We start from the raw sequence: 7,660 nt of genomic DNA on the forward strand, positions 1-7,660 counted from the left end.
GGGTGAGGAACGCCGTGAAGCTGCCGATGTGGCTGACGAGCCAGCCGAAGTTCTGCCCGAAGAAGCCGACCACGAAGGACAGCGGGAGGAACACGCTCGCGAGGATCGTGAGCCTCTCCATCGTGGCGCTCTGCCGAAGGTTGATCTTGTTCTGCTCGACGGAGATCACCGCGATGTTCGCTTCCAGGACGGTGGCCAGGAGGTCGCGTTGGGCGGCGACCTCCTCGTTGACCAGCAACAAGTGGTCGTGCACGTCACGGATGTACGGCAGGAGCGCGGGTGGTGACGTGCCGGGCTGCAGCCGCCGGGCGAGCACAGCGAGCAGCGGGTGTACGGCCCGGTAGAAGTCAGTGGCCTCACGGCGCAGGGAGTAGATCCGTTCGGTCGGGGCGACCGCCCCGGAGAACACCGTGGCCTCGATCTGCTCGATGTCGCGCTCGAGTTCGCCGACGACCGGCGCGTAGCTGTCGACGACCTGGTCGAGGATCGCCCACAGCGTGGAGGCGCTGCCGGTCTTGAGCAGTTCGGGGCGGCTTTCGAGCCGGCTCCGGGCTCCGTGCAGCTCGCTCGCGATGCCCTGGCGAACGGTGATCACGAACTGTTCGGCGAGGAAGACGCTGATCTCGCCGGTGTCGATCTCCTCGCGCTCGTCGTCGTAGCGTGCCGTGCGCAGGATGATCAGTTCGGTGCCGTCCTCGTACTGCTCGGCCTTCGGCCGCAGGTGGAAGGCCGAGGCGTCCTCGACGGCAAGCTCGTGCAGTCCGAAGATCTCGCGAACCCGGGCCAGCTCCTCGGGACCCGGTTCGAAGATCCCCAGCCAGACGAATCCGCCCTGCCTGCAGCGTGCGGCCGCCTGCTCCAGCGGCATCGCGCCCTCGTGCTGCCGCCGCCCGTCCCGGTAGTGTGCGCAGTCGACGATCATGGCCATCCTCCTCACGGCCGGCCGACGTGCGCTGCCTCTTGCCCACCGGCCGCGTAGCGCGCCGTACAGGCCTCACAGCACTAGATACTCCTCCGACTCGGCCGGAATGTCCTCACAGCCGACCCCGTCGGCTGCCCGCCCAGGTCGACCGTGCGCGTCGCCGCATCGTGAGGGGTTCGGCCCGGGTGGGCCCGATCGGTCCCCGCGCGGGACCGTTCGGCCCTCGATCCGGCCGGCCGGCCGGTCACAGGGCTCGCCCCGGAGCGTGGACGTGCGTAGCGGCAGGTGACATGATCGCGCCGGCGTCCGGAACGGGTCCGGCACGCAGGAGAGAGATCATGAAGCTGTACCTCGCCGCACCACTGGTTCTCGTCGCTCTGCTCATCGCCACCTCGGGGGTGGCGGCGGTCATCCGCGGCTGGGTGCTCCCCATGAACCGGCGCCATGTCCGCAGCCCCCGCCTCTACGGCTCGGGCCAGCTGGTGACGGCCTTCGCACTGTGCTGGCAGGTGGTCTTCGGGCTGGTGATCAGCGACGCCGGCACCCGGCAGTGGGGCGCCCTGACCGGCGGCGCGATGATGGTCGCCGGCCTCATCGTGATGCTGGCGGGCCAGCTCGCGGGTGGACGCCGGGAGGGCAGCGGCACGCCTTAGGCGTGCGCCGACAGGCGGGTTGCCGAGGCACGGAAGCGGGCGGGCAGCTTTCGCACGCGCAGATCCAAACCCATGGCCGAATCCTGACGCCCGCCCGGCTCGGGCCGTCAGTGATCCGTATGGACTTGGCCGGCCGTCGTCAAGGTCCCGTCATGGGGTGGCCGTAGGTGGGCGGAAGCGGGGATAGCTTCGTTGCCGTGCCCCGGACCGCCTCCCCGCATCCGGGGCCTCAACTGCCACTCGTGGTTCCCCTGGGAGGGCCCCATGTGTTTGTTCCAGTACGAAGACGACCCCGAGCCTGAAGAACAGGTCCCGGCCGGTCCCCTGTACGTGCCGGTCCGGCCGGGAAGGGCGGGGGTGGTGGTACGCCTGTTCCGCACTCCGCTGGGAGCGCGTACCGCCGTGGGCTTCACCAGTGCGGAGCGGCTGACCGCCACGCTCGGCGCAGCGCAGCCCTGGATCCGGCTCTCCGAGTCCGCGCTCCGCGCGATGGCCGAGCCGGTCGGAGCATCTGTGCTGACCGTCGACCCGACCCTCACCGCTCCCGCGGTCACCGCGACGGCGACCGGTTCGGCCACCACTCCAGTCCCGCAGGCTCCCGAGACCGCTGCCCGGACCGCCTGAAGGGAATCGCATCATGACCGTCACTGCCCTCCCCGAGCTCGCGCCCCGTACCGACGACCTGTCGATATGGCCCGCGTCCACGACCCTGCTCCCGCACGGCGGTCTGGCCGTCGGCGGTGTTTCCCTGGCCGAGCTGGCCGAGCGGTTCGACACTCCCGCCTACGTCCTCGACGAGGGCGAGGTCCGCGAGCGCTGCCGCACCTACCGCGACGCCTTCCCCGAGGCCGAAGTCCTTTATGCCGCCAAGGCGTTCCTCTCCCGCGCGATGGTCCGCTGGGTCCACGAGGAGGGGCTGGGCCTGGACGTGTGCTCGGCCGGGGAGCTGGAACTCGCCGTGACCGCGGGGTTCCCGCCCGAGCGCATCGTGCTGCACGGCAACGCCAAGTCACCCCGGGACATCGCGACGGCGCTGCGGCTCGGGGTGGGGCGGATCGTGATCGACAGCCCGTCCGAGATCGCCCGGATCGTGGCCGCCGTCGGCTCCCACGGCCACCAGAAGGTCATGGTGCGCGTCGTGCCCGGCGTCTCGGCCGGCGGCCACGACAAGATCCGCACCGGCACGGACGACCAGAAGTTCGGTCTCTCCCCCGCCGACGGCTCCGCGCAGCAAGCAGTCGTCAGGATTCTTGGACAGCCGCAGCTCGAACTCACCGGCCTGCACTGCCACATCGGCTCCCAGATCACCACCGTGGAGCCCTACCTCGTGGCCCTGCGCCGGATGGTGGAGCTGATGGCCCGCATCCGCGACGCGCACGGCGTGGTCCTGCCCGAGCTGGACATGGGCGGCGGCCACGGCGTCGCCTACCGGCCCGGCGAGGCGATCCTCGACCTCTCCGCGCTCGCCCGGCAGCTCCGCACCGAGTTGACCGAAGGCTGCGCCACCGCCGGGCTGCCGGTGCCGCGGCTCGCCATCGAGCCGGGACGCGCGGTGTCCGGGCCGGCGGGTGTCGCGCTGTACCGGGTGCTCGCCGTCAAGCACACCGGGGAGAAGGTGTTCGTCGCCGTGGACGGTGGGATGAGCGACAACCCCCGGCCCGCCCTGTACGGGGTGCGGTACGCGCCCCGGCTCGTAGGGCGTCACTCCACGGCCGCGCCCTGCCGGGCCACGGTCGTCGGCCGGCACTGCGAGGCGGGCGACATCCTCGCCGCCGACGTGGAGCTGCCGGGCGACGTCCACCCCGGCGACCTGCTCGCCGTACCCGTGGCGGGCGCGTACCAGCTGTCCATGGCGTCCGGCTACAACATGGTCGGCCGTCCCCCGGTCATCGCGGTCCACGAGGGCTCGGCCAGGATCCTGGTCAGGCGCGAGACGCTGGAGGACTTCCGCAGCCGGGACATCGGCGGCTAGGGCCGGCAGACGGGCCGTGGCGAGGGCCCGGCGGGATTCCTGTCGGCGTCTTGACGCGAACGGGTCAGCCGGCGTGGACGTGGGGGCGGCGGGCACGGACTGGTTCCGCCTCACGGATGTCGGGCTCGTCGGCGATGGAGCGGATCGTACTCAGCCATCGGAGTCGACGGCTGAGCACGCGTACGCAGCCTGATCACTCATGCCCGCGCGTCAGCGCATTCCGACGCGTCCTCAACGCGCACCCTCCCAGTGGAGTAGTGGGTGTACTCCCGTCGCAGCCGGAACCCCGCCTGCCAGGCAAGCAGCCGACTGGGCCGGTCGTGCCGGGAGCAGGACCAGCTCGGTGTCCGGCCGCGGGCCGCGATGTCCTGGCACAGGGCGCTCACGCAGGCCAGTGCCGGCTGCTGCGTGCGGTGGCCGGGTGCGGCGTGGACGGCTACGTCTTCGTACCGGCTGCCCAGGACGTACGTACACGCCACCGCGAGCAGCCGACCACGCCGGAAGGCACCCCAGGCAGCCCCCGATCCGGCGAGTCCGTGGGGCCCGCCCCACGTCGCGTGAATCCAGGACGCCTCGGGCGAGAACCCCGCCAGCGCCGGCGCGTCCTCGGCCGTCAGCCGCCTTACGGCCACACCGCGCAACGTCCGCGCCGACAGTGGCGGTGCCTCCTGGGCGTAGACCATCCACTGCCGCGGTTCGACCCGGGAGAAGGCGGCGCGCATCACCGGGGCGAAGTGCTCCGGAGCCTCGACACGGCTCGCCGCAAGGGAGCCGAGAGCGCTCAAGGGGACTTCCCGGGGGTCGCCCCGCAGGACGACGCGGTCGCCGCACGAGACGGCCATGACCCGGGGCTCGACAGGCCGGTCGGCCCACCAGCGCCCGTTGCCGGTGGCCAGTACGTGCTCGGCGAGGGCCGCGACACCTGGTGCCCCGACGGCGAACCAGCGGGCGAAGTCCGGAAGGCCGGAACGATCGAGCTCTATCACGGGTATGCCTCCTCGCAGGGCGCAAGACGCAGGGCGGAAGACGCTGGGCGGGGGCGGCCCGGACGGAGGCCGCCCCCGCGGGAAAGCCGGCGGAGTGTGGATCTCCGCCGGCCGGCCTGGAACTGCCTTGGTCCGAGGGGGTGAGCGAGGAGCCCGCGGGCGGCCGGAGGTCGCCGCGGCCGGCCGCAGGGTCTCTAACGGCGCCGCGGCGCCCGGAGGACAGCCCGACGCACGGTCGGCGGCGCCTGATGCGGCGGCCGGTCGTCGTGGCGCTGACCCATGTCCATGCGATCCATCCAACTGCCCTGGTGGCCGACGCTCAATGCCTCATACGGCCAATTGACGCCGCCCTGACGGAACCCGTTCCAGGCCGGAGGGCGACATCGGCTTGCTCCCGCCGAAGGGGACGGCGCGCCCCCCGCCGTCGGAACCACGCGAGCCGCCCGGCCCCGCTGCCCCCACACCGGACGCCGGACGGCTCATGTGGTGTGCGACGGTTGACCGGCACGCGGTCGCATCGGCCGGACCCCCCACGGGCCGAACCATGCGCTTTCACGGCGGTGTTCAGGTCACCGCCCTCCAGCCGCGCGCCACCGGACCGTCACCCGGCTCCGTCGCGACACCAGTCTGTGCTGGGGAGATGGCCGCGACAACACGTCCTGACGCGTTCCTTCCGCACAGCCGTCGATCTTTGACGCGGCCCTGATGACGTGCACGAATACAGCTGAGCCCGGTCACCCGGCGAACGTCAGAAGACTGTCAAGGACCCGTTCGGAATCTTGCCCGGCCACCCCGGATCCGCTGTGATGGAGCCGTGAACAGCGGTCCGCGCTACGACGATCGGCCACCGAATCCGGTGCGGCCGACGGCGCCCGCTGTCCGCCCGGCCTTCTGACACGGCCGCGCGTCATCGACGTACCCGTCGTCGTCCCTCGAAGGGGGCCGACCCGGGCTTCGTACGCATCTGTCTTCGACCATCACCGCATGAGCCGAGCCCACACCCGCCATAGGCCGGGGCGCCGGGCCGTCAGCCATGCCCGCTTCCATGATCCAGGAATCCGACATGTCTTCTTCCCTGTCCGGACGTACCGTCCTCGTCACCGGCGCCACCTCCGGCATCGGCTACGAAACCGCCCGCGAGCTCGCCGAACGCGGCGCCGTCGTGCTCCTCCACGGCCGCACCCCCGAGGAGGCCCAGGCCTCCACCGACCGGCTGATCGCCACCGCCGGCATCGACGGAGCCCTGGTGCGGCCGCTCGCCGCCGACTTCGCCCGCCTGGAGGAGGTCGAGGACCTCGCCCACGCCGTCGTACGGGACCACCCGCGCCTGGACGTGCTCGTCAACAACGCGGCCATCGCGGCGCCCGAGCGCCACACCCTCACCGCCGACGGCAACGAGATCTCCTTCCAGGTCAACTTCCTCGCCCACTACCTCCTGACCGATCTCCTGGCCGCCGCCCTCACCACCGACCCCGGCGGCCGGGTCGTCAACGTCTCCTCCTCGCTCCACCGCACCGCCGCGATCCAGTGGAACGACCCCCAGCGCATCCGCCGCTACTCCCGCCTCGCCGCCTACGCCCAGTCACAGCTGGCCCTGACGGTCTTCACCTCCGACCCCCGCGTCACCGCCGTCTCGGTCCACCCCGGGATCTGCGACACGGGGCTGCTCCCGCTCTACGGGAACGAGGGCGAGTCCGCCGCCGAGGGCGCGCTCCACGTCGTACGGCTCTGCGACCCGGCCACCGAGATCGTCAACGGCGCGTACTACGACCGCTCCGAGCGCGTCGCCCCGGCCCCGGCCGCCACCGACGACCGCACCGTCAAGCGCCTCAACAAGCTCGCCGACCTCCTGGTCGGCCACACCGCCTGAAGGGATCCACAGACGTGTCCAAGCGCGCACGCAAGAAGAGGGCCCGCCGCAGGAAGGGCTCCAACCACGGCAGCAAGCCCTGCTGCTAGTCAGCAGCCCATCACGCGGGGCGGCCCAACGACCAGGGCCGCCCCGCCTCCGGCTTCCGACGGAGGTGGGCCATGCACACCCGCAGGTGGTCGGTCTGCGTTCCGTAGGAGGACCCCCACACCTCCTGGAGCACGTCAAGATGCCGTCGTCACGGCGTCAGCAGTCCATCAGGGTTCGCGGTCAAGGGCCCGACCCGTTCTAACGTCATTCGCATGGGACGACGTATCACGCGCTCCGCGACCGGCAGACGAGCCGGGCACGCGGAGCCTCCTGGGCCGCTCGCACAGGACTCGCACTGGGCCGGCGAGAGGCGGTCGGCCATGGGCGTCGCCTGCCTGCTCTCCACGGCCCTGTTCGTGCTGGACGCGTTCGTCGGCCGGCTCGACGTGACCCGTGGCGCCCTCTGGGCCGGGCTGGCCGCCCTCATCTTCGTGATTCTGCTGCCACTCCGGGTCTCCACACGGCCCGGTCTGCTGAGCGCCCGCGGACTACTGGTGGAGCACCGTGTCCGCACCGACTCCCTCGTCTCGATCCGGTGGAACGACGGGGTGTCCCAGCGGATGGTCCTGCGCGACACGGAAGGGAACCGGGTCGAGATCGACCCGGCCGTGCTGGTCCGCAATCCCGCGATGTGGCGGCGTTTCGACACGGACAGCCGAACCTCCGTCGAGCGGGGCACCCTGCTGTGCGGTGCGACCGCCCTGCGCCAGCTGGCGGGGCGCATCGACCGCGAGACGGCTCAGACGGTCTTCAAGGTGTCCGGCTTGCAGTGACCCGAGTCCACCCGTGACCGCCCCACGCCCCGCCGCGGCCGCCATCACACCGGACGGGCTGCGTGCCGAGGACCGGTTCCCTCTCCTGAAGTTCCGCAGGCACCTGTCCTGGGCCGAGGTGGACCTGCTGGAGCACTTCGGCGTCGAAGTCCGCACGGCTTGAGATGCGCCGCTCAGGCGTGCGCGGACGAACTCACGCCAAGGAGAGGCGGGGGCGGCCCGAGGCGGTGGGCCGCCCCCGCGGGGAACCGGCGCCCGGGACGGTCGGCGCCCGGCCGGCACCGGGGGCGGGGGGGGGGGTGGGGGGGGCGGTTCGCGGCGTACTGGGCTGCGGCCGTGTTGAAGGCGTGGGCTCGGGTGGTGTGGGAGAAGCGCGGGTGGGTCGTCATAAGGG

At 71.9% G+C, this 7,660-nt stretch carries 8 protein-coding genes; 6 read left to right on the forward strand and 2 right to left on the reverse strand.

The features are described 5' to 3' along the window. On the reverse strand, positions 1-922 hold a 922-nt coding region (locus ACFV0Q_RS35140), incomplete at its 3' end, for a CorA family divalent cation transporter (RefSeq protein ID WP_385011116.1). Positions 923-1,260: 338 nt separating this feature from the next. Between ACFV0Q_RS35140 and ACFV0Q_RS35145 the strand changes: the two genes are divergently transcribed. The 3 genes from ACFV0Q_RS35145 (at position 1,261) to lysA (ending at position 3,547) form a co-directional block, all read left to right on the forward strand. Beyond that, entirely contained in the window at positions 1,261-1,575 is a 315-nt protein-coding gene (locus ACFV0Q_RS35145) for a hypothetical protein (protein ID WP_385011118.1), read from the forward strand. Between the two features lie 264 nt (positions 1,576-1,839). Further along, complete coding sequence (locus tag ACFV0Q_RS35150; protein ID WP_385011120.1) at positions 1,840-2,199, forward strand: SAV_915 family protein; 360 nt, start codon at positions 1,840-1,842, stop codon at positions 2,197-2,199. 13 nt (positions 2,200-2,212) lie between these two features. Beyond that, the gene (gene lysA / locus ACFV0Q_RS35155; RefSeq protein ID WP_385011121.1) at positions 2,213-3,547 is read left to right on the forward strand and encodes a diaminopimelate decarboxylase; all 1,335 of its coding nucleotides are present in this window, start codon (positions 2,213-2,215) and stop codon (positions 3,545-3,547) included. A 197-nt stretch (positions 3,548-3,744) separates the two neighbouring features. On the opposite strand, the gene ACFV0Q_RS35160 is transcribed toward lysA, so the two are convergent. Continuing rightward, complete coding sequence (locus ACFV0Q_RS35160) at positions 3,745-4,533, reverse strand: GNAT family N-acetyltransferase (protein WP_385011122.1); 789 nt, start codon at positions 4,531-4,533, stop codon at positions 3,745-3,747. Positions 4,534-5,596: 1,063 nt separating this feature from the next. Between ACFV0Q_RS35160 and ACFV0Q_RS35165 the strand changes: the two genes are divergently transcribed. The 3 genes from ACFV0Q_RS35165 to ACFV0Q_RS35175 all read left to right on the forward strand — a co-directional run bounded on the left by ACFV0Q_RS35165 (position 5,597) and on the right by ACFV0Q_RS35175 (position 7,429). After that, positions 5,597-6,403, forward strand: coding sequence for an SDR family NAD(P)-dependent oxidoreductase (locus tag ACFV0Q_RS35165; RefSeq protein WP_385011124.1), 807 nt, complete (start codon positions 5,597-5,599; stop codon positions 6,401-6,403). 302 nt (positions 6,404-6,705) lie between these two features. Then, the gene (locus ACFV0Q_RS35170) at positions 6,706-7,266 is read left to right on the forward strand and encodes a hypothetical protein (RefSeq protein WP_385011126.1); all 561 of its coding nucleotides are present in this window, start codon (positions 6,706-6,708) and stop codon (positions 7,264-7,266) included. A 13-nt stretch (positions 7,267-7,279) separates the two neighbouring features. Then, positions 7,280-7,429, forward strand: a complete 150-nt coding sequence (locus tag ACFV0Q_RS35175; protein WP_385011128.1) for a hypothetical protein — start codon at positions 7,280-7,282, stop codon at positions 7,427-7,429. Positions 7,430-7,660: the final 231 nt, after the last annotated feature.

Source organism: Streptomyces sp. NPDC059564 (assembly GCF_042735575.1).
In the GTDB taxonomy this organism is placed as follows: domain Bacteria; phylum Actinomycetota; class Actinomycetes; order Streptomycetales; family Streptomycetaceae; genus Streptomyces.